General features: G+C 55.4%; 25 protein-coding genes and 3 tRNA genes. 12 read left to right on the plus strand and 16 right to left on the minus strand.

Going from position 1 to position 26,646, the window contains the following annotated elements:
* Window positions 1-32: 32 nt before the first annotated feature.
* The gene (locus ACR0NN_RS02175) at window positions 33-833 is read right to left on the minus strand and encodes a thioesterase family protein (protein ID WP_170719227.1); all 801 of its coding nucleotides are present in this window, start codon (window positions 831-833) and stop codon (window positions 33-35) included.
* Window positions 834-920: 87 nt separating this feature from the next.
* The gene (locus ACR0NN_RS02180) at window positions 921-1,892 is read right to left on the minus strand and encodes a DUF808 domain-containing protein (protein ID WP_170719229.1); all 972 of its coding nucleotides are present in this window, start codon (window positions 1,890-1,892) and stop codon (window positions 921-923) included.
* A 182-nt stretch (window positions 1,893-2,074) separates the two neighbouring features.
* Between ACR0NN_RS02180 and gap (ACR0NN_RS02185) the strand changes: the two genes are divergently transcribed.
* The 3 genes from gap (ACR0NN_RS02185) (at window position 2,075) to gap (ACR0NN_RS02195) (ending at window position 4,379) form a co-directional block, all read left to right on the plus strand.
* Window positions 2,075-3,076 (plus strand): type I glyceraldehyde-3-phosphate dehydrogenase, encoded by a 1,002-nt coding sequence (gap, locus tag ACR0NN_RS02185; protein ID WP_170719231.1) that lies wholly within the window; start codon window positions 2,075-2,077, stop codon window positions 3,074-3,076.
* Between the two features lie 73 nt (window positions 3,077-3,149).
* Window positions 3,150-3,293, plus strand: a complete 144-nt coding sequence (locus tag ACR0NN_RS02190) for a hypothetical protein (protein WP_170684045.1) — start codon at window positions 3,150-3,152, stop codon at window positions 3,291-3,293.
* An 81-nt stretch (window positions 3,294-3,374) separates the two neighbouring features.
* Complete coding sequence (gene gap / locus ACR0NN_RS02195; RefSeq protein ID WP_170719233.1) at window positions 3,375-4,379, plus strand: type I glyceraldehyde-3-phosphate dehydrogenase; 1,005 nt, start codon at window positions 3,375-3,377, stop codon at window positions 4,377-4,379.
* On the opposite strand, the gene coaD is transcribed toward gap (ACR0NN_RS02195), so the two are convergent.
* The 3 genes from coaD to ACR0NN_RS02210 form a co-directional block, all read right to left on the minus strand.
* On the minus strand, window positions 4,371-4,862 hold the full coding sequence (gene coaD, locus ACR0NN_RS02200) for a pantetheine-phosphate adenylyltransferase (protein ID WP_170684049.1): 492 nt from the start codon (window positions 4,860-4,862) through the stop codon (window positions 4,371-4,373). The genes gap (ACR0NN_RS02195) and coaD overlap by 9 nt on opposite strands.
* Window positions 4,863-4,944: 82 nt before the next feature.
* Complete coding sequence (locus ACR0NN_RS02205) at window positions 4,945-5,382, minus strand: CBS domain-containing protein (RefSeq protein WP_170684052.1); 438 nt, start codon at window positions 5,380-5,382, stop codon at window positions 4,945-4,947.
* Between the two features lie 61 nt (window positions 5,383-5,443).
* Complete coding sequence (locus ACR0NN_RS02210; RefSeq protein ID WP_170719235.1) at window positions 5,444-6,346, minus strand: LysR family transcriptional regulator; 903 nt, start codon at window positions 6,344-6,346, stop codon at window positions 5,444-5,446.
* Between the two features lie 104 nt (window positions 6,347-6,450).
* Here ACR0NN_RS02210 and ACR0NN_RS02215 point away from each other — a divergent pair, with 104 nt between their 5' ends.
* Together ACR0NN_RS02215 and ACR0NN_RS02220 are read left to right on the plus strand one after the other, a co-directional pair.
* A complete protein-coding gene (locus ACR0NN_RS02215) occupies window positions 6,451-7,950 on the plus strand; it encodes a CoA-acylating methylmalonate-semialdehyde dehydrogenase (protein ID WP_170719237.1) in 1,500 nt (499 codons plus the stop codon).
* A 187-nt stretch (window positions 7,951-8,137) separates the two neighbouring features.
* Window positions 8,138-8,737, plus strand: a complete 600-nt coding sequence (locus tag ACR0NN_RS02220) for a L,D-transpeptidase (RefSeq protein ID WP_170719240.1) — start codon at window positions 8,138-8,140, stop codon at window positions 8,735-8,737.
* 68 nt (window positions 8,738-8,805) lie between these two features.
* On the opposite strand, the gene ACR0NN_RS02225 is transcribed toward ACR0NN_RS02220, so the two are convergent.
* Entirely contained in the window at window positions 8,806-9,282 is a 477-nt protein-coding gene (locus ACR0NN_RS02225; RefSeq protein ID WP_170684060.1) for a fasciclin domain-containing protein, read from the minus strand.
* Window positions 9,283-9,353: 71 nt separating this feature from the next.
* Window positions 9,354-10,205, minus strand: a complete 852-nt coding sequence (locus ACR0NN_RS02230; protein WP_170719242.1) for a class I SAM-dependent methyltransferase — start codon at window positions 10,203-10,205, stop codon at window positions 9,354-9,356.
* Window positions 10,206-10,340: 135 nt separating this feature from the next.
* Here ACR0NN_RS02230 and ACR0NN_RS02235 point away from each other — a divergent pair, with 135 nt between their 5' ends.
* Window positions 10,341-11,456 carry a carboxylate-amine ligase gene (locus ACR0NN_RS02235; protein WP_170719244.1) on the plus strand — a complete coding sequence of 372 codons (1,116 nt, stop codon included), beginning with the start codon at window positions 10,341-10,343 and terminating at the stop codon, window positions 11,454-11,456.
* Window positions 11,457-11,458: 2 nt separating this feature from the next.
* Here ACR0NN_RS02235 and ACR0NN_RS02240 read toward each other — a convergent pair whose 3' ends face one another.
* Complete coding sequence (locus ACR0NN_RS02240) at window positions 11,459-12,319, minus strand: hypothetical protein (protein WP_170719250.1); 861 nt, start codon at window positions 12,317-12,319, stop codon at window positions 11,459-11,461.
* Between the two features lie 158 nt (window positions 12,320-12,477).
* Between ACR0NN_RS02240 and ACR0NN_RS02245 the strand changes: the two genes are divergently transcribed.
* The 4 genes from ACR0NN_RS02245 to ACR0NN_RS02260 all read left to right on the plus strand — a co-directional run bounded on the left by ACR0NN_RS02245 (window position 12,478) and on the right by ACR0NN_RS02260 (window position 16,035).
* Complete coding sequence (locus ACR0NN_RS02245; protein ID WP_170684068.1) at window positions 12,478-13,620, plus strand: acyl-CoA dehydrogenase family protein; 1,143 nt, start codon at window positions 12,478-12,480, stop codon at window positions 13,618-13,620.
* A gap of 8 nt (window positions 13,621-13,628) precedes the next feature.
* On the plus strand, window positions 13,629-14,669 hold the full coding sequence (locus tag ACR0NN_RS02250; RefSeq protein WP_170719253.1) for an enoyl-CoA hydratase/isomerase family protein: 1,041 nt from the start codon (window positions 13,629-13,631) through the stop codon (window positions 14,667-14,669).
* A gap of 3 nt (window positions 14,670-14,672) precedes the next feature.
* A complete protein-coding gene (gene mmsB / locus ACR0NN_RS02255) occupies window positions 14,673-15,545 on the plus strand; it encodes a 3-hydroxyisobutyrate dehydrogenase (protein ID WP_170719256.1) in 873 nt (290 codons plus the stop codon).
* A 103-nt stretch (window positions 15,546-15,648) separates the two neighbouring features.
* Window positions 15,649-16,035 (plus strand): hypothetical protein, encoded by a 387-nt coding sequence (locus ACR0NN_RS02260; RefSeq protein ID WP_170719259.1) that lies wholly within the window; start codon window positions 15,649-15,651, stop codon window positions 16,033-16,035.
* A 5-nt stretch (window positions 16,036-16,040) separates the two neighbouring features.
* Here ACR0NN_RS02260 and uvrA read toward each other — a convergent pair whose 3' ends face one another.
* The 4 genes from uvrA to ACR0NN_RS02280 form a co-directional block, all read right to left on the minus strand.
* Complete coding sequence (gene uvrA / locus ACR0NN_RS02265; RefSeq protein WP_170719260.1) at window positions 16,041-18,899, minus strand: excinuclease ABC subunit UvrA; 2,859 nt, start codon at window positions 18,897-18,899, stop codon at window positions 16,041-16,043.
* Window positions 18,900-19,003: 104 nt separating this feature from the next.
* Window positions 19,004-19,570 (minus strand): methyltransferase domain-containing protein, encoded by a 567-nt coding sequence (locus ACR0NN_RS02270; RefSeq protein ID WP_170684079.1) that lies wholly within the window; start codon window positions 19,568-19,570, stop codon window positions 19,004-19,006.
* 97 nt (window positions 19,571-19,667) lie between these two features.
* A tRNA-Asp gene (locus ACR0NN_RS02275) sits at window positions 19,668-19,744 on the minus strand.
* Between the two features lie 45 nt (window positions 19,745-19,789).
* Window positions 19,790-19,866, minus strand: a tRNA-Asp gene (locus ACR0NN_RS02280).
* 214 nt (window positions 19,867-20,080) lie between these two features.
* On the opposite strand from ACR0NN_RS02280, the gene ACR0NN_RS02285 reads away from it, so the two are divergent.
* Window positions 20,081-20,155: transfer RNA gene (locus tag ACR0NN_RS02285), tRNA-Val, on the plus strand.
* Window positions 20,156-20,232: 77 nt separating this feature from the next.
* Here the strand turns inward: ACR0NN_RS02285 and ACR0NN_RS02290 are convergent.
* Entirely contained in the window at window positions 20,233-20,460 is a 228-nt protein-coding gene (locus ACR0NN_RS02290; RefSeq protein WP_170719265.1) for a hypothetical protein, read from the minus strand.
* A gap of 228 nt (window positions 20,461-20,688) precedes the next feature.
* Here ACR0NN_RS02290 and ACR0NN_RS02295 point away from each other — a divergent pair, with 228 nt between their 5' ends.
* Complete coding sequence (locus tag ACR0NN_RS02295; RefSeq protein ID WP_170719267.1) at window positions 20,689-22,275, plus strand: APC family permease; 1,587 nt, start codon at window positions 20,689-20,691, stop codon at window positions 22,273-22,275.
* 50 nt (window positions 22,276-22,325) lie between these two features.
* On the opposite strand, the gene lon is transcribed toward ACR0NN_RS02295, so the two are convergent.
* The 3 genes from lon to tgt form a co-directional block, all read right to left on the minus strand.
* Window positions 22,326-24,734: an endopeptidase La gene (lon, locus tag ACR0NN_RS02300; protein ID WP_170719269.1), complete on the minus strand. Its 2,409-nt coding sequence runs from the start codon at window positions 24,732-24,734 to the stop codon at window positions 22,326-22,328.
* Between the two features lie 223 nt (window positions 24,735-24,957).
* The gene (locus tag ACR0NN_RS02305; RefSeq protein ID WP_170719271.1) at window positions 24,958-25,368 is read right to left on the minus strand and encodes a DUF6636 domain-containing protein; all 411 of its coding nucleotides are present in this window, start codon (window positions 25,366-25,368) and stop codon (window positions 24,958-24,960) included.
* A gap of 93 nt (window positions 25,369-25,461) precedes the next feature.
* Window positions 25,462-26,592, minus strand: a complete 1,131-nt coding sequence (tgt, locus tag ACR0NN_RS02310) for a tRNA guanosine(34) transglycosylase Tgt (protein WP_170719273.1) — start codon at window positions 26,590-26,592, stop codon at window positions 25,462-25,464.
* Window positions 26,593-26,646: the final 54 nt, after the last annotated feature.

The raw sequence follows: 26,646 nt of genomic DNA on the forward strand, positions 1-26,646 counted from the left end.
CAAGGCCCCGGTCAACACCGGGGCCTTTTTTGTTAGACGAAGATGATCACCGATTGCATGCCATCGACAACCAACTCACCCTCGGTGTTCCACATCCGCATTACCTGAGAGCTATAGCCGTCATGCCCTGCAGTAAGCTGATGTTCCATCAGCCACCAGCCATCGCGCGTTTCAAGGTCTTCGGATAAGACATTGAATATCCAATTCATTGACGAGTTGTTGCCCGGTTTCTTCAACGTCGGGAATATGGCGGGCGGCAATAGATCCGCAATCGCGATCAGCCCTTCCATCCTGCCGCGCATCTGCGCGTCGTTATGGCGGGCCCAAACCTTCACATATCCTCGATCGGCGCCAGCAAACGGTCGTGCGCCATCGATCAATCGGACATCGAAATTCTCGAGAAACGCGATGGGAAATTTTGGCATATCCGGTGGGAAATAGTGTTCCGTGGCCTCTGGCTGGGTCGTTGCCTCTGCCGGGAACTCAAATGCCACGTGGCTGTCCTGTGATTGCCCGAAGGTGAATGCTCCCAGTGCCGCCGTCTTCCCCTCGATCCTCGCCCTTGCATTGATCGTCGTGACATTTCGCCCTTTGCGCAGCACCTCGGTTTCGATCAACGGCGGCGAGCCGATAGGCGCAGTGAAGTTAATCAAAGCCGACCGTAATGGAGGCAAATCATCGATCGCACGCCTCGCCGCAGCCAGTAGCAAGGCGGATGAAAACCCACCATACGTCGTACGACCTTGCATCCAGTTTGACGGCACAGGAAATTGCAATTCCCCGTCGATACATTCCGAACTGTCAAGAACCTGAGAAAGGCTGAGTTTTGTCATGGGCGTCACACTGGATAAGGTATGGCTGGACCTTACCCCGCCCGAGCAGACGCGCCAGACGAAACCTCACGTCACATGATCCTGATGTCAGTGTTTTTTCTCAGATCCTGAAAACGCGCTGATCGCAGGGGTTAGCACCTTGGTCGCCACAGGTATCAGCACCAGCCCATACGCCAAGCCAAAGATACCATCCATAGTCGCCTTTGCAATCCACTCAACTGCGCCAGTCCATTGATCAGACACAGCATGGCCTGCGGCGTATGCCCAGTCGTGTATGTGATGGCCTAACCAGCCAAAACCCAGAACTTCCATCCCATGGATCATGATCGACCCGCCGACCCACAGCATCGCTGCGGTGCCAACAATTGACAGAACCTTCATGACGATCGGCATCGCCTTGACCAGCCCCCTGCCCGTTCCACGCCCAATCGGCGTCGGAGCATTTTGCGCCAGGAACAGCCCAACATCATCCATCTTCACAATCAAAGCGACCGAGCCGTAAACGGCAACGGTTACACCGATGCCCACAACCGCCAGCGTTGCAGCCTGCATCCAAACATTAGGAGCCTCAATAGCTGCCAATGCGATGGTCATGATTTCAGCGGACAGGATGAAATCGGTCTTGATCGCGCCTTTCACCTTCTTCTCTTCCAGATGGCCGGGATCAGGGTTTTTCATATCCTCATCGATCGCGTGGCTTCCATGTGGGAATAGGACGTGAAAAATCTTCTCTGCTCCTTCGAAACACAAGTATGAGCCTCCAAGCATCAGCAGCGGGGTAATCAGCCACGGAGCGAAATTGGCCAGTAACAATGCCACTGGCAGCAGCAGAATGATCTTGTTGAATATGGACCCGCGCGCGATGCGCCAGATGATCGGCAATTCGCGCGCCGGGGCAAAACCCTGAACATATTTGGGCGTCACGGCCGCGTCGTCGATGATTACACCTGCCGTTTTCGCACCCGCCTTACCGGCTGCGGCCACCACATCGTCAACTGAGGCCGCCGCGACCTTTGCAATGCCCGCCACATCGTCCAACAGCGCCAACAGACCACTCATCGCGCTTCCTTTCCATTCATCTGCCCCGATTGGACCCTACCTGATCTAACAGCTAGCGCAAGCGTTAGCGCAACCGGCGCAGGTTTGCGCTAACACCTTAAAAATATGCCATTTTTGCCCTTTTGAGATTCAATATTCGCGGCTATATGGCCTGCAACGCAAGCGCATTTTGGAGACGTCGGATGACCATCAAGGTCGGTATCAATGGTTTTGGCCGCATCGGCCGCTGTACCCTGTCGCACATCGCCGCTTCGGCACGAAACGACATCGAAGTGATCAAAGTCAACGCAACCGGCCCGCTGGAAACCTCGGCACATCTGCTGAAGTATGACAGCATTCACGGGCGTTTCCCGCGCGAAGTCTCGGTCGAAGGCAGCACCATGGACTTAGGCCGCGGCCCGATGGAGATGTTCTCGACCTACGATATGAACGAGCTTGACTGGGAAGGCTGCGATGTCGTCCTAGAATGCACCGGCAAGTTCAATGACGGGCTGAAAGCCAAGACCCACCTGGATCGCGGCGCTGGTAAGGTACTTCTGTCAGCTCCGGGCAAGAATGTCGACAAAACCATTGTCTTTGGTGTGAATCACAACAGCCTGTCCGCGAATGATAACATGGTGTCGAACGGCTCCTGCACCACCAACTGCCTTGCTCCGCTTGCCAAGGTGCTGGATGAAGGGATCGGAATCGAGCATGGCATCATGACCACGATCCATGCCTATACCGGCGACCAGCCAACGTTAGACCGTCGCCACAGCGATCTGTACCGCGCCCGCGCGGCTGCCATGTCGATGATCCCGACCACAACCGGCGCTGCAGCAGCTTTGGGCGAGGTGCTGCCAAACCTCAAAGGTCGTCTGGACGGTTCGGCCATCCGCGTACCAACGCCGAATGTCTCGGCGGTTGACCTGTCATTCCGCGCTTCGCGTGATGTCTCGGTCGAAGAGGTGAACGCGATCGTCGAAGAGGCGGCCAAAGGCCCAATGCAGCGTGTTCTGGGTTATGAGCCCGCCCCGCTGGTTTCGACCGATTTCAACCACACCGAAGAAAGCTCGATCTTCGCACCGGACCAGACCCGTGTGGTCGACGGACGCATGGTGCGTGTTCTGGCTTGGTATGACAACGAATGGGGCTTCTCTGTTCGTATGGCCGATGTCGCTGTCGCGATGGGCCGCCTTAACTGACCCTTCGTACATCGCTTGTACCCTAGTGCCCGCTCAGGTTATCTGAGCGGGCATTTTCGTTCAGGACGCTGCAATGACCAATCAAATCGCCATCTGGCTTGGAGTCCTGATCCTGGTTGCGCTGATGCTGGACGTTGCACTGTTCGGCACCGAACACCTGCTGTTTCTGGGTAAGAAACTCTACTATTTCCTAGATTGGCTCGCCTTCTGGCGCTGACAGAGGTTTTGCTTGACTTTCCGACCAATCTGGCTTTGTTAGCGCTAACCATCTATCGACCGCATTCTGACGGAGCGCATCATGACACTCAAGCTGGCAATCAACGGATTTGGACGGATCGGACGCGGAGTTCTTCGCGCAGTTATGGAATCGGGCCGCACCGACGTGGAAATCGTCGCCATCAACGATTTGGCAAAACCCGAAATGAACGCGCATCTGTTCGAGTTCGACAGTGTGCACGGCCGTTATCCCAACCCTGTTACGCTGACTGATGCCGGCCTGGATGTCGGCGCTGGACCGATCCGGTTGACCAGTGAACGCGATCCTGAGGTACTGGACTGGTCGGATGTTGATGTCGTTCTGGAATGCACCGGCGTTTTCCGGACCCGTGAAGCAGCCGAGCGGCATCTGAAAAACGGATCAAAGAAAGTTCTGATCTCGGCCCCCGCCCGCGGAGATGGCGGCGTAAAGACCGTAGTGTTTGGCGTGAACGACCATGAATTGACAGCTGACGACATCGTGGTCTCCAACGCGTCGTGCACAACGAACTGCCTGTCGCCCGTCGCAGCGGCCTTGGACGCGGGACTGGGCATCAAGCACGGCAATATGACCACCGTCCACGCGTATACTGCAAGCCAACCGGTTCACGACACAGCGGGTAAAGACCCCTACCTTTCACGCGCTGCAGCATTATCGATGATCCCAACAACGACCGGTGCAGCGTCTGCAGTTGGTCTGGTTCTGCCGCAGCTGGCCGGAAAACTAACCGGGCAAGCCATTCGTGTACCCACTCCGAATGTTTCGGTTGTGGATCTGGTGGCTGAAGTTTCGCGCCCAACCACTGAAGAAGAGGTAAACGCTCTCTTTGTAGAAGCTGCCGCGAAGATCCCCGGAGTGCTTGCTGCAGAGAATCGCCCTCTGGTCTCGGTCGATTTCAACCACGACTCACACAGCTCGACTGTTTCGCTGGCCGAAACCAAAGTGACCGACGGCACATTGGTGCGCGTGCTGGCGTGGTATGACAATGAATGGGGCTTCTCGAATCGGATGCTGGATACAGCGGCCGCGATGGGTGCCCTAGCCTAAGCGCTCGCGCAGCGCATCATTGACACGGGGCGTGACGAATTTCGACACGTCCCCATTCAGGCGAGCGATTTCTTTAACCAGCTTCGAAGCAATCGCCTGATGCCGGGCCTCGGCCATCAGAAATACCGTTTCAATCGAGTCGTCCAATGCCCGGTTCATGCCAACCATCTGGAATTCATACTCGAAATCAGCAACGGCGCGCAGTCCGCGAACGATGATCTGAGCGCCCACATCACGTGCGCAGTCGATCAGCAAGTTTTCAAACGGGTGCGCCACGATTTCTGTTCCGGTTTGCTCGGTCAGATGAGCGCACTCGGCCTCAATCATCGCGACACGCTCTTCCAACGAAAACAGAGGCCCCTTGTCGCGGTTAATTGCAACACCGATCACAAGCTTATCGACCAGCGCGGCTGCGCGACGAATGATGTCGATATGACCCAAGGTGATAGGATCAAAAGTTCCGGGATATAATCCGACCCTCATTGGGATCTCCAGCGCAACAATATTTCTGCGCAAGCAAACATAACTTTGCCGCAGGTGCAAGAGGCTGCAACAGCCCCCGCGTTCAGTGGCCCATGATCATGCCTTCAAGCGCGTCTTTTTCCATGGCAAGTTCTGCAAGTTGCGCCTTGACTGCATCGCCAAGCGTGACAATCCCGACCAGTTTTCCGTCTTCAAGAACCGGCATGTGTCGAAACCGTCCCTCAGTCATCTGAGAAAGGATAGCCTCAACCGTATCCTGCTGGCTGGCTGTGACGAGTTGCTTTGTCATATAGCTGCTGACGGGTTTATCCAAGCATCCGCTACCGCTGGCGGCAAGCTCGCGAACGATGTCACGTTCGGATAAGATGCCCAACGCTGTCTGCCCTCCGTCTTCCGAAATCACCACAGTACCGATCCGCTTTTCTGCAAGAATTTCGGCCGCCTGCGAGACCGATGCTGTTGGTTCGACCGTCACGACGCCGCTACCGGCTTTGGACTTGAGAATGGCCTGAACGAGCATATGCAAAAACCTCCGGAATTACGTACTGTTTTCCAAAGCGTTGCCGGAATGTCTGAATGTGTCAAGGTGAAGCTTCCGCTTCCAGCCGCGCTACTTCGTCCCGCAAGCCACGAGTCAGTGCTTCGGCAAAACGATTCAGGCGTTCATTGCGTTGATCACCTTGATGGCGGACAAGATAGAACCCCCGGGTCAAACTTATCTGATCCGTCAGTATTTTCCGCAATTCTCGATGAAACGGCAGAGTGAAATCATGCGCCACACAGACCCCTGTCCCCAATGAGACCTGCCGCAGCTGGACGGAAACCGAGTTTGATGCAAGAGCGACACGCTCAACCCCAATATCATTGAGATAATCCAACTCCCGATCAAAGATCATGTCGGGAATGTACCCGATCATCCGATGACCGCGCAGGTCATCCGTGGATCGGATGGCGAAATGGCGACACAGATACTCCTGCGTTGCAACCATATGCAGTTGGTAATCGGTAATTTTTTGAACCAGCAACTGCCCAGCGGTCGGCGCACTGACTGTGATTGCCATATCAGCCTCTCGCCGCGACAGGTTGATGATGCGCGGCAAGGCCAGAATCTGAATGTCGAGGTCAGGATTGGCATCGCTGATTTTGGCGCATACCTGCGGCAAAAGGTAATTCGCGCAGCCGTCCGGCGCACCGATCCGGATTTGGCCGCTTAGAGATTTGTTTGAGCCTGACGTCACGCCGGTCGCTGCACGCAACGCCTCTTCGGCTTGAAGCCCATGCTCCATCAGACGCTGGCCCGCGGTCGTCAACACATAGCCCTGCTGCGACTTAGTAAACAATACTGCGTCCAATGCCGCTTCTAGCCGCGCGATCCGGCGCCCAACGGTTGCTGGATCGATCTTAAGCACCCGACCTGCCGCCGAAAGGCTTTCGTCGCGCGCAACCGCCAGAAAGACCCGCAAATCGTCCCAATTCGGCGTCATGAGCCATCCTTTGCATTTTTGCAAAACCAGTTTGAAATATTGCCTCTGTTCAGGTGATTTTCGCAAGCCTATTCTGCGCGCAACTTAATTTGGAGGAGTTTGCGATGAACGACCTGACTCATTTCATCAATGGTGAAAACGTCGCCGGCACATCGGGCCGTTTCGACAATGTCTTCAACCCCGCCACCGGCGAAGCGCAATATCAATGCCCGATGGCCAGCGCGGCTGAGACCACCGCAGCCATCGAAGACGCCGCTGCGGCTCAGGTCGCGTGGGGCGCAACCAACCCTCAGAAACGCGCGCGCGTGATGATGGCGATGGTTGGCCTGATGAACCGCGATATGGATAGACTGGCCGAAGCACTTAGCCGAGAGCATGGCAAAACCCTTCCAGACGCCAAGGGCGATCTACAGCGTGGCCTGGAAGTGATCGAATACTGCATCGGTGCGCCGCAAATGCTGAAGGGCGAATTCACCGACAGCGCGGGTCCGGGTATCGACATGTATTCGATGCGTCAGCCATTGGGCGTTGTTGCTTCGATCATGCCCTTTAATTTCCCCGCGATGATGCCATTGTGGCACGTTGGCCCGGCACTGGCTTGCGGTAATGCAGTGGTTCTGAAGCCTTCCGAACGCGACCCTTCGGTGCCCTTGATGCTGGCTGAGCTGTTCATCGAAGCCGGTTTGCCCAAAGGTGTGTTCCAGGTCGTAAATGGCGATAAAGAGGCCGTTGACACCCTGCTGGATAGCGAAATCATTCAGGGTGTGAGCTTCGTGGGTTCAACCCCGATCGCACAATATATCTATGCCCGCGCGACCGCGAACGGCAAACGTGCGCAATGCTTTGGCGGCGCAAAAAACCATATGATCGTCATGCCAGACGCTGATCTGGATCAAGCAGCCGACGCTCTTGTTGGGGCTGGCTATGGCGCGGCGGGAGAGCGTTGCATGGCAATCTCAGTCGCGGTACCGGTAGGCGAAGAAACCGCCGATGCATTGATCGAAAAACTGATCCCGCGCGTCGAAAAGCTGAAGGTGGGCCCCTACACCGCTGGTGATGATGTTGACATGGGACCGGTCGTGACCGGTGCCGCGAAAGAACGTATTTTGGGCCTGATCAATTCGGGTGTCGAGCAAGGTGCGAAGCTGGTTGTCGACAACCGTGATTTCAGCCTGCAGGGATACGAAGACGGCTTCTTTGTTGGCCCTCATCTGTTTGATCATGTCACGCCCGATATGGACATTTACAAGCAGGAAATCTTTGGGCCGGTTCTCTCAACCGTACGCGCAGGCTCGTATGAAGAGGCGCTGAAGCTGGCAATGGATCATGAATACGGCAACGGCACCGCGATCTTCACCCGCGACGGAGATACAGCGCGTGATTTTGCAAACCGCGTGAATATCGGCATGGTCGGCATCAATGTCCCGATCCCTGTTCCGCTGGCCTACCACACATTTGGCGGCTGGAAGAAATCCATGTTCGGCGATCTGAACCAACACGGGCCTGATAGCTTCAAGTTCTATACTCGCACCAAAACTATCACCTCCCGCTGGCCGTCAGGGATCAAGGAAGGCGGCGAGTTCAATTTCAAGGCTATGGACTAATCAATCCGAGCCTTCTTCATGAAACCCGGCTGCACAGGCCGGGTTTTTCGTTTTTCAAAGCTTGTTCTAGGCGGTTTGGTCACCTCACAAGAAATTCAGAGGCCAACCACTGGAAATTTACATCAATCGCCAATATTTTATCGGCAAATCAGCCAGACGAGCAGTTCGTATCTTTCCGGAGGCAAAATTGTCCCAAAATCGTTTTACCCGTCGTCATGCCCTGTTGGGCGCCGCATCTCTGATCGCGACCCCCGCCCTTGTACGCGCTCAAAGCAGCGATGCTTTCCCGCAGGATGAAGAAGCCATCAGCACGCAGTTGCCGGTACGCCGAAACGTATCCTCGTTCTCGCAACAGAACTGGCAGGATCACTTTGACGAGTTGGGTGTTGGCGCGCTGTTGGCCGACATCACCAGCCGCGCAGTGCACTATTGGGGGCCAGACGGAACCTACAGGCTTTATCCAAGTTCGGTTCCCATGAGTGAAGAACTGACCAAGCGTGGATATACCAAGGTCACGCGCAAAGCGGAAAACCCAAGCTGGACACCAACCGCTTCAATGCGCGAGCGCGACCCTTCACTGCCGGTTCGCATGGAAGGTGGCGATCCGGGCAACCCGCTGGGTACGCGTGCCATGTATCTGGGCTGGCCTGCCTATCTGGTTCACGGCACCCACGACACTCGCAAGATCGGACGGCAGAGCTCATCTGGATGCATCGGCCTCTACAACCAGCACGTGGAAGAGCTGTATCCGCTCGTACAAGTCGGCACTCAAGTCCGCCTTCTGTAAAAAGCTTCGTATCAACGCAAAAGCCCCGGCCATCTGGACCGGGGCTTTTCAGTTTGGGGGTGGTAGTTTTATTCGGGGATTATCACTTCGTCGATCACGTGGATTACGCCATTGCTGGCCTCGATATCGGCCTGGATGACTTCGGCACCGTTCACCTTGACGCCGTTCCTGGCGTTTACGCTCAGACGGTCACCTTGAACAGTCAGAACCTTCGCGCGCTTGCCCGCAATATCACCCGACATCACTTTGGCTGGGACCACATGATAGGTCAGGATCGATACTAGCTGATCTTTGTTTTCCGGCAGAAGCAGGGTTTCGACCGTTCCCTCCGGGAGTGCAGCAAATGCTTCATCCGTAGGCGCGAATACCGTAAACGGACCTTTGCCCTTCAGTGTGTCAACCAAACCTGCGGCCTGAACAGCGGCGACCAAAGTGTTGAACGACCCAGCAGAGACTGCGGTGTCTACTATATCGGCGGCCTGGGCCTTGACGGGCAGTGCAAGTGCAAGTGCGGCGGCAGCGCCCATGAATGTGCGGCGGAACATGGCTGTTAACTCCTCTCCAGCTTGTTATGGAAAGGAGTACGGACCTTTTGCCGCTCCGGATCACATTGCGATCATTTTTCTTTGAACTGCACCCAGATGCTTTGCGCCCTGCCGTCTTTCAGAAATGGCAACGCCTCTGCCGCATCGGGTCGTTCCTGCTGAAGGTAATATCCCGGCCAAAGCATTGAAAAGGAACCTGATTGCAGCAGGGCGTGCAGCATATATTGCTCACCCCAACCCGGGCAATCATAGAAAAACCGCTTCGGATATTCATAGGGCAGAAAAACATCATGCACATGAATGACAACGCCGGGCTTCAGCGCCGGAATGATGCGGCAGAACAGGTGGGCGACATCGTTACTCATCCGAACGACATGGCTTGAATCGATGAACAACACGTCTCCGGCTTCAAGCTGATCGAATATCGCAGGGTCAACTTCTTCCAGCCGTTTTTGCTCGAACTGGTCTACGACCTGAGCGATATCGGCACGTGGATATGGGTCAATTGCTGTTATGGTCGTCTCCAACCCACCATCAATGATCGCTTGCCGCGTCACGCGGGTCGAGTTTCCACAACCTACTTCGATCACGCGCTTGGGCTGAAAACGGCGGATCATCAGGTACAACGCGTCCGCATCCGGGCTGTCATAATAGCCGTTTTCGGGTGCGTAACCCGTCTGGTTTCGCTCCGGGTCTTTCAGCGCCGCAAGCGCATCTGCGTGACGCGCGTACTCTTCCACCAGCTGCGAGATATCAAATCCTTCCATCCCCGGTGACAGGGCATAGGCCGGGCGGGTCAGCCCCCCTGCCCGTTCAAACGCTTCAAGCCGCGCTCGTTCGTCCTGTTCCGAGACCTTATCAATCAGCTTCAAGCCGAGCTCATCCAAAGCGGCATTGATTTGCGGAAATTTTCTGGGTTTCACGAGCATTGCTCCAAACTGCGTTGCGCCTGTTCCTTACCTTTGCACGCAAGCTCTCTGCAAGAACCGTTGCGGCAAACCCTTGGCAAAAGTGCAAATTCCGTATTCACTGACTGGAATTCAACGATGAGGACCGCAATGCAGCAGGAATTCACGTTAGGCATTGAGGAAGAGTATCTGCTGGTTGATCGTGACAGCCTGCAGCTTGCGCATGCCCCAACCGCGTTGATCGAGGCCTGCCAGAATGACTTTGAAGGTCAGGTTAGCCCCGAATTCCTGCAATGTCAGATTGAAGTAGGCACCCGGCCCCACGCGACCATCAAGTCGGCGCGCGAGGACCTCAAGCGGCTTAGGTCCTGTGTGTCAGAACGCGCGGCTGAGTATAATTTGTCGCCGATTGCTGTGTCGTGCCATCCGTTTGCGAATTGGAAGGATCAGCATCACACCCGGAAAGAGCGTTATGATGCCCTTCAACATGCCTTGGGCGGTGTGGCGCGGCGCATGTTGATTTGCGGTATGCATGTTCATGCCGGCGTTGAAGATCAAGCATTGCGCGCTGATCTGATGCCGCAGCTTTCCTACTTCCTACCTCATCTATTGGCGCTTTCAACATCCTCCCCTTATTGGAACGGAGAGGACACCGGCCTGTCGTCCTACAGGTTGACCGTCTTCGACAACCTGCCCCGGACCGGCCTGCCCCCGGTGTTCAACAGTTGGGGAGAATATGAGCGCACCACCGGCGTGCTGGTCGAACTTGGAGTCATCGAGGACACCTCAAAAATCTGGTGGGATCTGCGCCCCTCACACCGTTTTCCCACGTTGGAAACGCGCATCATGGACGTGCAGCCCCGGTTGGAGCATACGCTGTCTCTGGCCGCAATGGTGCAGGCACTAACGCGGATGCTGTGCCGCCTGAAGGCCCGGAACCTGCGATGGCGGCAGTATGACAAATTCCTGATCGGCGAAAACCGCTGGCGTGCGCAGCGTTATGGAGTCGGCGAAGGTCTGATCGATTTCGGCGATCGCTCGATCAAGCCAATGGCCGAGTTGATCGGAGAGCTGATGGGTATGCTTGCCGAAGACACCGAAGCCTTGGGCACTATGACCGAACTCGCCCGTCTCAGGCAGATCGCCGAAACCGGCACATCCGCCACGCGTCAGCGCCGGATCCATGCCGAAGCAGTTGCGCGTGGGGACGATCCCGGCATGGCCGTCGTCAAACATCTGATCGAAGAATTTCATGCCGACCTATAGGCCTAGACTGCTGCCAAAATCTCTTTGATCCGATCAGCGACAGGTTCGTACAAATCGCGATCCGTCCAATATCCGTTGTGCGACAATGGGTTCCAGGACGTAAAGATTTTGCCCGCATTGATCGCCTTGTCTTTCAGGGCACCACTTTGCGCAAGCTGCGCATAGCTCGGGGCGCTCTTACCCAACGGAAAACCCAGTACGTCGTGTTTGTCATAGTAGTTTCGCCACCAAGTCGAAAACTGCAGCGCGGGTGCCAGCGCGCTGTTAGGGGCCATGATCGGGAAGATTTCATTCTCTGGATATGCGAACAGAAAAATCGGGATGTTGCACCCGAAAGTCATGATACCGGCGACGGTTTTCATGTTCTCAACATCCGTCGGATGTACAGGTGAGCCACCCTGCCGCAGATGTCGCTGCATATCGTAAATATAGTTTGACATGATGTGCCCGCCCAGCGAATGGGCCAATACAAGAACGGGCCCCTGCGGTCCGACCTGATGCTTTACAACGCCCATCACATTCTCGATCTTCTTGTGAATGGCCTCATAAATCTTGTCACCATCATCGGGCGTGGGACGGTAAGATGCAGCATCTGACAGATTGCACACAACAAATTCGCGCAGCTTGTCATATCCAAGGCTTCGATTGACCTTGCGCAAGTATTCCTTTTGCCGTCCCTGCAAGATCTGCGCCCAAACCACCTCGTGCCAGATCACATCGTCCATATCAGCGCCCACTCGGTTCGACACGCGCCGTTTCAGCCCCTTGGAAAAGGTCGGTGTAGTCGAAGGCGGCTGGCCCTGAGGATTGTGCTGGCTGCCCATGCCATGGATCACGACCACGGCGAGTTTGTGCGAAGGCATAAGAATACTCCTTAATGATCAAAAATCTCAATTCGCGCAGTATACTCCATCGCCTCGATATCACCTAAATCACTGCGTTTGCCGTCGCTGAAAAATTTCTGTAAGGATTGAAGAATAAAACGCTCGTTCAATTCTACAGCCAACAGGAAATACACGTTATGGATTTCGCGCTGACCGAGGAACAAACGGCCATCTTCGACATGGCGCACGCCTTTGGCCAAGACCACATCGCCCCATACGCGCGCCAGTGGGAAGCTGAGGGCACGATCCCCAAAGATCTTTGGCCCAAAATCGGCGAGCTTGGCTTTGGTGGCCTCTATGTCTCGGAAGAGGCTGGCGGGTCAGGCCTGAGCCGGCTGGATGCAACTCTGGTTTTCGAGGCTCTATCAATGGCCTGCCCCTCGGTTGCGGCGTTTCTTTCGATCCATAACATGTGCGCCAAAATGCTGGACAGTTTTGGCAGCGATGATCTGAAGTCCCGCATCATGCCAGACGTTCTTAGCTTGGAAACCGTGCTCAGCTATTGCCTAACTGAACCAGGTTCGGGATCGGATGCAGCCGCCTTGAAAACCCGCGCCGAACGCACCAATGAGGGCTACACGCTCAACGGCACCAAGGCCTTCATTTCTGGCGGAGGATACTCGGACGCCTATGTTTGCATGGTCCGAACAGGTGCGGATGGCCCCAAGGGAATCTCTACAGTCTATGTCGAAGATGGCACACCGGGCTTAAGCTTTGGTGCTTTGGAACAGAAAATGGGCTGGAAGAGCCAGCCAACCACTCAGGTCCAGTTTGATGATTGCAAAATTCCATCCGGCAATCTGGTCGGAACTGAAGGCGACGGTTTCAAATACGCGATGATGGGCCTGGACGGCGGCCGTTTGAATATCGCCTCCTGTTCGCTGGGTGCCGCGCAAAACGGGCTGAACATGACCATGCAGTACATGTCCGAGCGCAAGGCCTTTGGGCAATCGATCGATCAGTTTCAAGCGCTGCAGTTTCGACTGGCCGATATGGAGATCGAATTGCAGGCAGCACGCACCTTCTTACGACAGGCTGCGTGGAAGCTGGATCAAGGCGCACCGGATGCGACCAAGTTTTGCGCGATGGCCAAGAAATTCGTGACCGAGACCGGATCGAAGGTCGTGGACCAATGCCTGCAATTGCACGGCGGATATGGTTATCTGGCTGACTATGGCATCGAAAAACTCGTGCGGGATTTGCGCGTTCATCAGATACTTGAAGGCACGAATGAGATCATGCGCGTGATCGTCGCGCGCCAGATGCTCTCAAACCGCTGAGGTCTCTAATGTCTGACATTGACATTCGCACAACGGGCCGCGCCGGACGCATCACCCTGACGCGGCCGCAGGCTTTGAACGCGCTCAGTTATGACATGTGCATGGCCATCGATACTGCCCTGCGCAACTGGCGTGAGGATGATGAGGTTGATCTAATCATCCTTGACGCTGAAGGTGAGAAAGCCTTTTGCGCGGGTGGAGATATCGCCGAGCTCTATGAGACCGGCACCTCGGGAAACTATGCATATGGTCGGAAATTCTGGCGGGACGAATACCGCCTAAACGCCTTGATTTATGAGTACCCAAAACCAGTCGTCAGCTTCCTGCAAGGTTTTACCATGGGCGGGGGCGTTGGAATTGGTTGCCATGGAAGCCATCGGGTCGTTGGAGAAAGCTCAAAGATTGCGATGCCGGAATGCTCAATCGGGCTTGTCCCTGATGTGGGCGGATCGCTGATGTTGGCGCTGGCTCAGGGACGCCTGGGAGAATACCTGGGCACGACCGGATATCGCATGGGGCCTGCAGACGCGATACTTGCCGGGTTTGCCGATCACTTTGTTCCGCAAGAGAAATGGCCGGAATTGGTCGACCTTCTGGAAGCGTCGGGTCGCGCCGAACTTGTCCATGAACATTCAGTCCCCGCCCCTGAAAGCGCCTTGGCGAAAATGCAAGATCGCATTGACAAATTCTTCGACGGAGAAGGGCTGGACGAGGTTCTGAACAGCCTGCGCAACGATAGCACTGAATTTTCGACGAAAATTCTCGATACGCTGTCGAAGAATTCTCCGATCTCAATGGCATGTACCCTAGAGATTTTGCATCGTCTGCGAAGCACAGGCCCGACGTTGCAATATGCGTTAGAATTGGAATACCGCTTTACCTATCGCGCGATGGAACATGGTGACTTTCTGGAAGGCATACGCGCCCAGATCATTGATAAAGACCGCGATCCCAAATGGCAGTTTGCTGATCTAAAGGTTCCAATGGACGCGGTTTCCAAAATGCTACATCCGCTTGGTGCGGACGCCCTAAGTTTTTCAGAGGAGTAAGGGATGAAAATCGCATTCATAGGTCTGGGCAATATGGGCGCGCCGATGGCAGCCAATCTGGCACGCGCAGGTCACGAGGTTATCGGCTTCGACCAGGCAGATGTCACGATTGATGGCGTCGCTATGGCTGCCTCAAGTGCAGAAGCAGTTGCAAGCGCTGACGCTGTCATCACCATGCTTCCAAACGGACAGATCCTGCGTGCCGTTGCTGACGAAGTCATCCCGGCGATGCAAGATGGCGCCGCCCTCATCGATTGTTCCACGGTAGATGTCGACAGCGCGCGCGTGGTGGCGAAACAAGCGTCGCAGGCCGGTTTGCTCTCGGTGGATGCTCCGGTCTCTGGCGGAATTGGCGGTGCGGCGGCGGGCACCTTGACGTTCATGGCTGGCGGCTCTGCTACCGCCTTTGCCAAAGCCGCTCCGCTATTTGAAATCATGGGGCAGAAAGCCGTTCATTGCGGTGAAGCCGGCGCTGGTCAGGCTGCAAAGATCTGCAACAACATGATCCTTGGTGTCACCATGATCGCCACCTGCGAAGCGTTTGCCCTTGCCGACAAACTGGGATTGGACCGTCAAAAGATGTTCGATGTAGTGAGCACCTCATCTGGATATAGCTGGACAATGAATGCCTATTGCCCTGCCCCCGGTGTCGGCCCGGAAAGCCCATCTGACAACGACTATACCCCTGGCTTTGCCTCCGAGCTCATGCTCAAAGACCTGCGCCTTAGTCAGCAGGCCGCAGAAAGCGCGGATGCCGATACCCCAATGGGGCAGATCGCGACGTTGCTTTACGAGCAATTTGTGGAAAAAGAGAATGGTTTGGGCCGCGACTTCAGCGCCATGCTGCCGCGGTTCGAGAAACGCAACCGCAGCTGACAGATCGGTGGCGGAAAACCGCACAGGGATGGAATTCCGTAAGGCGCGTACTTAGGTGTTTGGGTAATGTGTAAGTACACAACCTTTGCCGGAGCGCGCCTTAATGAACCCCCTGACCCGTTCTTTCATGATCGCCCTTATTGCGTTGAGCCCTGCCGCTGTATTGGCAGGAAATGGCAAAGGCAAAGGCAAGTCCAAGCTGCAGGTCGAGCGGGTTGCGCCGCAATCTGGCGTCGTTCGTGGCAGTGTTGGTCACTGTCCTCCGGGGCTTGCCAAAAAGGCTGTGCCCTGTGTACCGCCCGGGCAAGCCAAAAAGCTATATCGCACCGGCGACCGGATTGGTGACTACGTTTGGATCGACGATCCCTATCGGTACGGCTTGCGACGCGGCGGCAATTATGTGCGCGCAGGGGATTACGTGTATTCAATCGATCCCGACACGCACAAAGTTCTGAATCTGATCGGTGCCGCCGCTGATATACTTTACTGATCGCGCTACTCGGCGGCTACGCGTTCGTTATTCAGCATTGGTTTCAGATACCGCCCAGTGTGGCTGCGCTCGCATTCTGCAACGTCTTCCGGTGTACCGACCGCAACGATCTGACCTCCTCCATCGCCGCCTTCTGGACCGATATCGATGATCCAGTCGGCGGTTTTAACGACGTCCAGATTATGCTCGATCACGACCACTGTGTTGCCCTGATCAACAAGCTCATGCAGCACTTCCAATAGCTTACGCACGTCTTCGAAATGAAGCCCTGTCGTGGGCTCATCAAGAATGTACAGCGTCCGCCCGGTCGAACGTTTGCTCAACTCTTTCGACAGCTTCACCCGTTGCGCCTCACCGCCTGACAAGGTCGTCGCCTGTTGTCCGACCTTGATATAACCAAGCCCAACGCGCGCCAGGGCGTCCATTTTATCCCGAATGGACGGAACCGCCTTGAAGAACTCCTGAGCGTCTTCAACCGTCATATCAAGCACATCCGCGATGGATTTACCCTTGAACTTGATCTCGAGCGTCTCGCGGTTATAACGCGCGCCCTTGCAGGTCTCGCAAGTCACATAGACATCGGGCAGAAAGTGCATTTCGATCTTGATGACACCATCACCTTGGCATGCCTCGCAACGTCCACCCTTGACGTTAAAGCTGAAGCGGCCGGGTTTATACCCACGCGCCTTGGCCTCGGGCAACCCGGCGAACCAGTCGCGGATCGGGGTGAAGGCCCCGGTGTAAGTCGCTGGATTCGAACGCGGTGTCCGCCCAATGGGCCGCTGATCGATGTCGATCACCTTATCGAGGTGTTCAAGCCCTTTGATCGTTTCGCAAGGTGCCGGAGTCTGACGCGCTCCGTTCAACCGCATCGAAGCCGTTTTGAATAACGTCTCGATCGTCAGCGTTGATTTCCCACCACCGGACACACCGGTTACACAGACAAATTTGCCCAGCGGGAAGTCTGCTGTGACGTTCTTAAGATTGTTCCCGGTGGCCTTGACCACGCTTACTTTCTGCTTCTTTCCCTTCCGCCGTTCGGTCGGTACGGCGATCTCACGGGTTCCAGAAAGATATTGGCCGGTTATTGAGGCCGTATCGCTTGCAATATGCTCGGGCGTACCGTGACTGACCACCTGCCCGCCATGTACACCAGCTCCGGGACCGATATCGAAGACGTAGTCCGCCTCTCGAATAGCCTCTTCGTCATGTTCAACAACGATCACCGTGTTTCCTTGGTCGCGCAGGTTCTTGAGCGTATCCAACAGGCGGTCATTGTCGCGCTGGTGAAGGCCAATCGAGGGCTCATCCAGAACATACAATACCCCGGTCAGGCCCGATCCGATCTGGCTGGCCAAACGAATACGCTGGCTCTCACCACCCGACAGGGTGCCACTTGAACGAGACAGTGTAAGATATTCCAATCCAACGTTATTCAGAAATCCCAACCGCTCGCGAATCTCTTTGAGAATAGCCCGTGCAATTTCGTTGTTCTGCGCGCTCAGATGGTTCGGGGCGTCTTCAATCCAAGCCAGCGCCTCGCGGATCGACATTTCGACAACCTGTCCAACGTGCAAACCCGCGATCTTTACGGCCAGTGCTTCGGCACGCAGACGGTAGCCTTCGCATGTGCCGCAGGGTCGGTTGTTTTGATAACGCTCGAACTCTTCACGAATCCAAGCGCTGTCCGTCTCGCGATAACGGCGCTCCATATTTGGGATGACGCCCTCAAAGCTTCGGGTAACCTGATAAACACGTCCACCTTCGTCATAGCGGAACTGGATTTCCTCATCACCAGAGCCACGCAGAAACACCTGCTGGACCTTCTTGGGCAAATCCTTCCAAGGCGTGTTCTTGTCGAATTCGTAGTGCCGCGCGATGGCCTCGATCGTTTGCAGAAAATAGGGCGATTTGCCCTTCCGCCACGGGGCCAGCGCCCCGTCATACAACTTCAACGTCTGGTCGGGCACGACGAGACGTTCATCAAAGAACAGTTCAACACCCAGACCGTCGCAATCCGGACAAGCCCCAAAGGGTGCGTTGAACGAAAATAGGCGCGGCTCGATCTCGGGGATGGTAAATCCGCTGACCGGGCAGGCAAAGTTTTCGCTGAACGTTATCCGTTCAGGATCACCCTCTTTCGGTGCGGTTTCAAGGATTGCGATCCCATCCGCCAGATCCAATGCTGTCCGCAAACTGTCGGCTAGCCGGGTTTCCACGCCTTCACGCACGACCAGACGATCAACAACAACGTCGATATCGTGGCGGAATTTCTTATCCAGCGTCGGCGGCTCATCTAGTTCGTAGAATTCTCCATCCACCTTGACGCGCTGGAAGCCCTGCTTGCGAAGTTCAAGGAACTCTTTCTTGTACTCACCTTTCCGATCGCGCACGATTGGGGCCAGCAGATAGCCGCGGGTGCCCTCCTCCATCGTCATGATCCGATCGACCATATCCTGCACTTGCTGCGCCTCAATTGGCAGCCCAGTGGCCGGGCTATAGGGCGTACCCGCACGGGCAAAGAGCAGGCGAAGATAATCATATATCTCGGTCACGGTGCCCACGGTCGAACGCGGGTTTTTCGAGGTTGTCTTCTGTTCAATCGAAATTGCCGGAGAAAGGCCGCTGATGTGGTCGACATCAGGCTTTTCCATCATATCGAGGAATTGCCGCGCATAGGCCGACAAGCTTTCGACATAGCGGCGCTGCCCTTCAGCATAGATCGTATCAAACGCCAGTGAGGACTTGCCCGAGCCGGACAGACCGGTGATCACCACCAACTGATCGCGCGGAATGTCGACATCAATACTCTTGAGGTTATGTTCGCGCGCGCCGCGCAACTCGATATTCTTCAGCTCAGCCATTCTGGCCCCCAACAAACAACGCTTTAGAGATAGGCGAGCAGCGCTGAGTCTCCAACCAAAAAATTAGAACAAATGAAGAACAGGCGGATTTTCGACAAATACGCCTAGTCGTGAGACTTCTGGGCAAGCGCCCATGCACAGATCGGAAAATCTGGATCATTTTCCAGATTGTCTGTTTCAGGGTCATAGACCGGTGGCCACTCGGGTTCGAGATTGCGTAAAGCGGCCTCACGGTTTCCCCATTGCTCGGCACGGATCAGTGCAGGATCAAACCCGCATTCGGCCAAAAGGTTCTTCAATCCGCGTGCGGACCAGCGCGAACAATCATTTGGCGCGGCGTGGTATGGGATGAAAAACGGAACGGCCAACCAAAAATATCCACCGGGCCGCAGCATCTCTAATACGTTCAGAGTGGCCTCTACCGGACGGTCCAAATGCTCCCACACTTGGTTGGCTAATATCAGATCATACTTGCGGACCTGGTGTTGTGCATCCAACAAAGGGCCGGTGCAGATGTCATGCTGCCGATGCCATACCTGCTGGTAGCTTTTGAAACCAAATTGTTTGCCCCACGAGCCCGAAATCTCAACAGCATCAAGCGCTTCCGGCTTCAACCCTCGCACCCATTTCCGGCTGCGTCGCGCCATGATGACTCGATTTAGACTGGTCACTGTTTGCCCCTGATATTTTGTAGGCAATAAACCACATGACCGGCCCGAAGTCGGTACCAAAAAAGGCGATGTGATCAACTATTTTTTGGTAGGAAAATGGCGCGGTTGACGGGGCTCGAACCCGCGACCCCCGGCGTGACAGGCCGGTACTCTAACCAACTGAGCTACAACCGCGCATCTATTTTCGTGGCCTTTACCCTGGACCAAGGAGTGCAGCGATGGCGCGGTTGACGGGGCTCGAACCCGCGACCCCCGGCGTGACAGGCCGGTACTCTAACCAACTGAGCTACAACCGCCCGCTGCGCGTTCATCTCTGAACGTTTGGGTGTATTATGGCTACGCCCGGGCATCGTCAAGCGGCGTTTTGAAGTTTTTTAGCCGAACCGGATTTTTTCCCAACTATTCGACTTGGCACGCAACACCCGCAATCCGCGTATCTGTCGGCGGACCCGATAATAGCGCGCTTTGAACTTGCAGAGAACCGCAAGCCGCTGTATCGAGCGCCGCTATGGGTGATTAGCTCAGTGGTAGAGCGCTTCGTTCACATCGAAGATGTCAGGAGTTCAAATCTCTTATCACCCACCATATTTTCAATGACTTACCGACAGTAGATAAAGTGACGCAAAGCCCGTTCTTTCAACACGCTAAGCGTGGCTTTTGTCCTATCCGCCAACGTAGACACCAGATTTCGGGCGATAGAATATCTTCTGGTCATGCAGCCGACCAAGCAGCTCATGGGCCTTGCGCACAAAGTCTTCGCGGGTCTGCCTGTCCTCGTTGCCTTCGTCAACCAGAGCAACAGACCGTGATGCGATGGAATGGCGCATGGCCTCTTCGATCAGATCCATATCTTCCACCGAAAGCTCGAACAAATCATTGTATTGAGGCATCCTGAGATCTCCTAGCTTAGCGCAGGCTCATAGATTGCCCGAAGTTCCAATTCATTTCCACCTCTATGGACTGCGGTTGATGGCTCCAATCCGACCCAAATATTCGATCATAAACGTATTGAGCCCAAGATTTCAGCATATTCTTAAAGACTTGCCACATTTCCGGTCACCCGCTTATCTTACGGTCATTGATCATCGATCTGGCGCATTTCCTGGGTGAATTTACAAATGGCAAATCTGAAGCGGGAAATTGGCCTGGTTGGTCTGACCTTCATTTCAGTTGGTGGCATTATCGGATCTGGCTGGCTGTTCGGTCCGCTTCTCGCTGTTCAACACGCAGGTCCAGCTGCCATCTTGTCCTGGATCATCGGTGCCGTTGCGATGTTCATTCTGGCGATCACGTTTGCCGAAATCTCGGCCATGCTGCCGATCCCCGGCGGGATCGCGCGGGTTCCGCAATTTTCTCATGGCAATATCGTGTCGATGGCAATGGGGTGGACGGCTTGGATCGGCTACAACACCACCGCACCGATCGAGGTAGAGGCTATGCTCAAATACCTCGCCCCCTATGCATCTTGGCTACACGCAGCAGATACAGGCGAATTGACCGGGGCTGGAGTGTCAGTAGCCTTGCTCTTCATGTTGTTGTTCGTCGCTGTAAATGCGTTGGGTGTTAAATTCTTTGCACAGGTGAATGCGACCCTGACGTGGGCCAAGATAGGGATCCCAATCGTCCTGTCCGTCCTATTGATCGCGACTCGATTTGATGCACAGAACTTCTCAACGCCTGATGGCTTCGCACCTTACGGCCTCAAAGGGATCATGGCGGCGGTTTCTACCGGAGGCGTGATTTTCTCTTTCATAGGGTTCCGGCATGTCGTTGATATGGCTGGGGAAGTTCGCAATCCAAAGTTTGCCATCCCAGCCGCCCTGGTTCTGTCGATTGTGCTGTGTGCCCTGATCTATCTGGGACTACAGATCGCCTTTATCGGAGCACTCGACCCTGCAATGATCAGCAAGGGCTGGGCGAGCCTAAACTTTGGCGGTCAAGGACCACTGGACGGCGTCATCATGTCGGTCGGTCTGCTGTGGTTTCTCAGCCTGCTGAACATCGGATCGATTATCGGCCCATTTGGAAACGGTTTGGTTTCGACAGGTTCAAATGCGCGCATTGCAATGGCGCTGTCTCAGAACGGTTTCCTGCCAAAACGCCTGCAGAGGCTTTCGACCTTCGGTGTCCCTTTATGGGCGCTAGCGCTGAACTTTCTGATTGGAACGCTCTTTCTGCTGACCGTACCATTCACCACTGTCATCGCCTTGAACGGAGCAGCGATTGTGCTTTCGTTCGCAGTAGGACCAATCGCCGTAGTATGCCTGCGGGACCTGCTGCCAGATCAACCACGATCAATCCGAATCCCTGCCGTCAAGCTCGTCGCGGTGACAGCCTTCGCCATTTCAACGCTGATCGTCTATTGGAGCGGTTGGGACACGGTTTGGAGGCTGGGTATTGCACTACTGGTTGGCATGGCACTGCTGCTAATCCGTTTCCACAATCGACTGGACGAGATGGACGCCACCGAGGCGCTTTGGCTGATGCCTTATTTCTGTGGCTTGGGACTGATTTCCTTCATGGGTCAGTTTGGTGACGGCGCACAGAAACAAATTCCGTTCGGCTGGGATATCCTAATTTGCGTCGCGTTTTCGGTAGTGATCTTCGTGCTCGCCGTGCGCTCGTCGCTGTCTGACAAGAAGTTTCAGGCCTATATCGCAAACGAGGAAGTGCTGGATCCAGCGAAACCTGTCATTGGTCTCTGAATCGAAAAAGGCGGGGAATAACCCCGCCTTTCTGAATTATCTGAATGGCTTTAGTGAGCCGTGGCAGACGGCCCGGCACCTTCCGCGGCTTTGGCCGCTGCAGCAGCAGCTTCTTCCGCAGCTTCGTCCCATTCAATAGACTCGGGCGTGCGGATAAGCGCCTGCTCAAGGACTTCCGAGACATGCTTGACCGGGATGATCTCCAGCCCTTCCTTCACGTTATCCGGAATATCGGCCAGATCCTTCTCGTTTTCTTCCGGGATCAGAACGGTTTTGATCCCACCACGAAGGGCAGCCAACAGCTTTTCCTTAAGCCCACCGATCGGCATGGCATTGCCGCGCAGCGAAACCTCGCCCGTCATGGCGATATCCTTGCGCACCGGAATGCCGGTCAAAACCGATACGATCGACGTCACCATTGCCAAGCCTGCTGATGGACCATCCTTGGGTGTCGCGCCATCAGGTACGTGAACGTGGATGTCGATCTTGTCGAAATGCGGCGGCTTCACCCCGATCTGGGGCGAAATCGAACGCACATAAGACGAGGCCGCGTCGATGGATTCTTTCATCACATCGCCCAGCTTACCGGTGGTCTTCATCCGCCCCTTGCCGGGTAGTTTCAGTGCTTCGATATGCAGCAAATCACCACCAACCGATGTCCAGGCCAAGCCTGTGACCACACCAACCTGATCGTCCTGTTCGGCCAGCCCATAGCGGAACTTGGGCACACCAAGGAAATCATCCAGATTTTCAGGCGTTACCGTTACGGTCTCGGCCTCTTTCTTGATAATCTTGGTCAGTGATTTCCGCGCCACCTTTGCAATCTCGCGCTCAAGGTTCCGGACGCCCGCTTCGCGGGTGTAAGTGCGGATGATCGCTTGCAATGCCTCATCGGTCAGCTCGAACTCCTTGGCTTTGAGGCCATGGTTCTTGATCTGCTTGCTGATCAGGTGTTGCTTGGCGATCTCGCTCTTTTCGTCTTCGGTGTAACCGGCCAGCGGAATGATCTCCATCCGGTCCAGCAGAGGTCCAGGCATGTTGTAGCTATTTGACGTGGTCAGGAACATCACGTTGGACAGGTCATATTCGACCTCCAAGTAGTGGTCCATGAACGTGTTGTTCTGTTCCGGGTCCAGCACTTCCAGCATCGCCGAAGCCGGATCGCCACGGAAATCCTGCCCCATCTTGTCGATTTCATCCAACAAGATCAGCGGGTTCGTGGTTTTCGCTTTTTTCAACGCCTGGATGATTTTACCAGGCATCGAACCGATATAGGTCCGACGGTGGCCGCGAATTTCAGATTCATCGCGCACACCACCCAGCGAGATGCGAATGAACTCGCGACCCGTAGCCTTGGCAACCGATTTACCAAGCGAGGTTTTACCCACGCCCGGAGGGCCAACAAGGCACAGGATCGGGCCTTTCAGCTTTTTTGAACGTTGCTGCACCGCAAGATACTCGACGATCCGTTCCTTGACCTTCTCAAGCCCATAGTGATCGGCGTCCAGAATATCCTGCGCCCGGCCCAGATCCTTTTTGACCCGGGATTTGGTGCCCCATGGCAGGGACAGAATCCAGTCAAGATAGTTGCGCACGACAGTGGCCTCGGCCGACATGGGCGACATGTTCTTGAGCTTTTTCAGCTCGCCCTCAGCCTTCTCGCGCGCTTCTTTCGACAGTTTGGTCTCGGCGATCTTTTCTTCCAGCTCAGCAACTTCGTTGCTGCCGTCTTCGCCATCACCCAGTTCCTTCTGAATGGCCTTCATTTGCTCATTCAGATAGTACTCGCGCTGCGTCTTCTCCATCTGAGATTTGACGCGGGTCTTGATCTTTTTCTCGACCTGCAGAACCGACATTTCGCCCTGCATCAGGCCATAGACCTTCTCAAGCCGCTCGCTGACGCTGAGGGTTTCCAGCAGTTCCTGCTTTTGTTCGACCTCGATGCCCAGATGACCCGACACCAAGTCAGCCAGCTTGGCGGGCTCGGTTGTTTCACCGACCGCAGCCAGCGCCTCTTCGGGGATGTTCTTGCGCACTTTGGCATAACGCTCGAATTCGTCCGCAACGGTACGCAGCAGAGCTTCGGTCGTGGTGACATCGCCCGGGATCTCGGTCAGATACTCGGCGCGGGCTTCGAAAAACTGATCGTTTTCAAGGAATTCGGTGATCTGAACGCGCGCCTGCCCTTCGACCAGCACCTTGACAGTGCCGTCGGGCAGTTTCAGCAGTTGCAACACGTTGGCCAGTACGCCCGAACGATAGATACCGTCAATTTCGGGATCATCTTCGCCGGGATCAACCTGGCTGGACAACAGAATTTGCTTGTCATCCTGCATCACCTCTTCCAGCGCGCGGACCGATTTGTCTCGGCCCACGAACAGCGGCACGATCATATGAGGGAACACCACAATATCGCGCAGCGGCAGGACGGGGTATGAGGAATTCAGAGGCTCTTGCATGCTCTATCCTTATCATTGGCAAGACGGCACCGGTCCCTCGTTCAGGCAACCTTCGGCCATCTCCTGTCTTGGACGATAAAGGTGGGGCACCTGTTCCCCCATTTCAACCTCATCGCCTTTTGTCGTGATGCAGCATGACCCGTTGATTTGGGGACTTCAAGGCGTCCCGCAGACATATCCACCGTTTTTAACGATACGTGCCAAGAATAAGGGCATGAGTTGGTTAAAAGACTTTTTGCACAGCCCGAGACAAAAAGAAGCCGTGGCCGACCTCATTTTTGCACTCCAACCCCTTCTTTGACGAATGACAGACGAATCCACCAAACCGGCCCGTGACCCCATAATCGGCGCGATCAAACCCGTCACGATTTCGCTTGAGCGGCTGGCACAGCATCCTGACCGCGCCCTGATTGGTCATGAAAAAGTCATGGCCCCAATCCGATTGGCAATCTGCGGGGCGCGGTAAGGCAGGTGCGCCGTTGCGCTCGATAATGGTACATGACAGGTCCGAGGCACCGGGCTCCTGCCCAACGACGCACTGGATGTTTTCGGATGGTGTTTCAAAGGTCCAGACGTCTGCGTTTGATACCGATGCGAATAATGTAAATACGATGGGAATAAGAACTCGAGGCATGGAATCCTCCTGCAAAAAACAAAATGAAATTCGTAGATCTAATGCAAACAATATAGCGGAAAACGTGCCATTTGTCACCGAAAGGGCAACAACTTAAAGCGGCTCGATATCGCCCTGCGCCCGCTGCGCATGGAACTGCGCTTGCCATTCGGCAAATGTGCTTGCGGAAATTGCCTCTCTCATCCCCTGCATAATCTCTTGAAAGTAATGCAGGTTGTGCCAAGTCAGCAGCATACCCGAGATCATCTCGTTCGAGCGGAAGACGTGGTGCAGATAGGCGCGGGAGTAATTCGAGCAGGCGGGGCAGCTGCACTGTTCGTCCAGGGGGCGCGGATCGTCGGCGTGGCGAGCATTCTTGATGTTGACGACGCCATGGCGTGTAAACACCTGCCCCGTACGGCCCGAGCGCGAAGGCAACACGCAATCCATCATGTCGATGCCCCGCGCGACCGCCCCGACGATATCGTCGGGTTTGCCCACGCCCATCAGGTATCGCGGTCTATCCTCGGGCAGAAAACCGGGGGCATAGTCGAGGCAATCAAACATGGCCCCCTGTCCTTCGCCAACCGCGAGGCCACCAACGGCATAGCCCTCAAACCCGATCTGTTTCAGCGCCTCTGCGCTCTCCTCTCGCAGATCCTGCTCCAGCCCGCCCTGCATGATGCCAAACAGCGCATGACCCGGGCGATCCCCAAACGCCTCGCGGGACCGTTCGGCCCACCGCATCGACAGGCGCATTGACTCGGCAATCCGATCCCGATCCGCTGGCAGCGCGGGGCACTCGTCAAAGCACATGACGATGTCGGACCCCAACAAGCGCTGGATTTCCATCGAGCGTTCTGGCGTCAGTTCATGTTTTGAGCCGTCAACGTGCGATTTGAAGGTCACGCCCTTCTCGGTGAGCTTGCGCAAACCGGCCAGCGACATCACCTGAAAGCCACCCGAGTCGGTCAGGATCGGACGATCCCAATTCATGAACTTGTGCAACCCACCCAAACGATCGATCCGTTCAGCCGTTGGACGCAGCATCAGATGGTAGGTGTTCCCCAATAGAATATCAGCCCCGGTCGCACGCACGCTTTCTGGCATCATCGCCTTCACGGTCGCAGCCGTACCCACGGGCATAAACGCAGGCGTCCGCACCTCTCCTCTGGGCGTATTGATCACACCGGTACGGGCCTTGCCGTCAGTTGCTTTCAGGTCAAAAGAGAAACGATCAGTCATCAAAGGGCCTCGGGTCGCGGAACCGGGCAGGCTTTGCCCGATCTGTCTGTGCAA

The sequence above is a fragment of the Ruegeria sp. BA2 genome (assembly GCF_056539605.1).

Coding starts and splice junctions, on each gene's coding strand:
- ACR0NN_RS02215 (WP_170719237.1), top strand. CDS start 6,451: ATGAACGACCTGACTCATTTCATCAATGGTGAAAACGTCGCCGGCACA.
- ACR0NN_RS02225 (WP_170684060.1), bottom strand. CDS start 9,282: ATGTTCCGCCGCACATTCATGGGCGCTGCCGCCGCACTTGCACTTGCA.
- ACR0NN_RS02240 (WP_170719250.1), bottom strand. CDS start 12,319: ATGCCTTCGCACAAACTCGCCGTGGTCGTGATCCATGGCATGGGCAGC.
- tgt (WP_170719273.1), bottom strand. CDS start 26,592: ATGACTGATCGTTTCTCTTTTGACCTGAAAGCAACTGACGGCAAGGCC.
- ACR0NN_RS02305 (WP_170719271.1), bottom strand. CDS start 25,368: ATGCCTCGAGTTCTTATTCCCATCGTATTTACATTATTCGCATCGGTA.
- mmsB (WP_170719256.1), top strand. CDS start 14,673: ATGAAAATCGCATTCATAGGTCTGGGCAATATGGGCGCGCCGATGGCA.
- ACR0NN_RS02245 (WP_170684068.1), top strand. CDS start 12,478: ATGGATTTCGCGCTGACCGAGGAACAAACGGCCATCTTCGACATGGCG.
- ACR0NN_RS02290 (WP_170719265.1), bottom strand. CDS start 20,460: ATGCCTCAATACAATGATTTGTTCGAGCTTTCGGTGGAAGATATGGAT.
- ACR0NN_RS02180 (WP_170719229.1), bottom strand. CDS start 1,892: ATGAGTGGTCTGTTGGCGCTGTTGGACGATGTGGCGGGCATTGCAAAG.
- ACR0NN_RS02205 (WP_170684052.1), bottom strand. CDS start 5,382: ATGCTCGTTCAGGCCATTCTCAAGTCCAAAGCCGGTAGCGGCGTCGTG.
- ACR0NN_RS02210 (WP_170719235.1), bottom strand. CDS start 6,346: ATGACGCCGAATTGGGACGATTTGCGGGTCTTTCTGGCGGTTGCGCGC.
- coaD (WP_170684049.1), bottom strand. CDS start 4,862: ATGAGGGTCGGATTATATCCCGGAACTTTTGATCCTATCACCTTGGGT.
- gap (WP_170719231.1), top strand. CDS start 2,075: ATGACCATCAAGGTCGGTATCAATGGTTTTGGCCGCATCGGCCGCTGT.
- gap (WP_170719233.1), top strand. CDS start 3,375: ATGACACTCAAGCTGGCAATCAACGGATTTGGACGGATCGGACGCGGA.
- ACR0NN_RS02235 (WP_170719244.1), top strand. CDS start 10,341: ATGCAGCAGGAATTCACGTTAGGCATTGAGGAAGAGTATCTGCTGGTT.
- ACR0NN_RS02250 (WP_170719253.1), top strand. CDS start 13,629: ATGTCTGACATTGACATTCGCACAACGGGCCGCGCCGGACGCATCACC.
- ACR0NN_RS02175 (WP_170719227.1), bottom strand. CDS start 833: ATGACAAAACTCAGCCTTTCTCAGGTTCTTGACAGTTCGGAATGTATC.
- ACR0NN_RS02260 (WP_170719259.1), top strand. CDS start 15,649: ATGAACCCCCTGACCCGTTCTTTCATGATCGCCCTTATTGCGTTGAGC.
- ACR0NN_RS02295 (WP_170719267.1), top strand. CDS start 20,689: ATGGCAAATCTGAAGCGGGAAATTGGCCTGGTTGGTCTGACCTTCATT.
- lon (WP_170719269.1), bottom strand. CDS start 24,734: ATGCAAGAGCCTCTGAATTCCTCATACCCCGTCCTGCCGCTGCGCGAT.
- uvrA (WP_170719260.1), bottom strand. CDS start 18,899: ATGGCTGAGCTGAAGAATATCGAGTTGCGCGGCGCGCGCGAACATAAC.
- ACR0NN_RS02190 (WP_170684045.1), top strand. CDS start 3,150: ATGACCAATCAAATCGCCATCTGGCTTGGAGTCCTGATCCTGGTTGCG.